The sequence below is a fragment of the Pseudoflavonifractor capillosus genome (genome assembly GCF_016902575.1).
GTDB lineage: Bacteria > Bacillota > Clostridia > Oscillospirales > Oscillospiraceae > Enterenecus > Enterenecus capillosus_A.
The window spans coordinates 1-478 of record NZ_JACSNZ010000126.1; the positions used below are offsets into that span (position 1 = coordinate 1).

Consider the following 478-nt stretch of genomic DNA (forward strand, 5'->3'; position numbering starts at 1 on the left):
AAAGAGACCGCCCTCAATGCCATAAAGGGCTTTATGGCAGTCGGTCTCTTCACGGTGGTACCCGTGCGGCTCTATGAACTCTCCGTCACGTTGCAGGGCAGTCTCACCGCCGGAATCACTGGATACGGAATCTCCATTGGCCAAGTGGCCACGGAGATCATCGACACTCTCGGTGATGTGGAGTCCCTGACCGAAATGACATCCGGCTCATACTTCGGCTTTGCTTCCATCACCAGCCCTATCATGCTCCTGTTCTGCATCATTCTTATGGCCTATGCCGTCATTAAGGTGTTTTTTGCAAACCTGAAGCGAGGCGGTATCCTGCTCATCCAAATCGCCGTGGGCAGCCTGTATATGTTCAGCGTCCCCCGCGGCTATACCGACGGCTTCATCCAATGGTGCAAGCAGATCATTGGACTCTGCCTCACCGCCTTCCTGCAAGCCACCATCCTCATTGCAGGATTGATGGTATTCAAAG

General features: G+C 53.8%; 1 protein-coding gene. It reads left to right on the top strand.

What is annotated here, in order from left to right; translation table 11 throughout:
• Nucleotides 1-478, top strand: a 478-nt coding sequence (locus tag H9X86_RS12175) for a conjugal transfer protein TrbL family protein (RefSeq protein WP_243416965.1), incomplete at both ends; no start/stop codon positions are given.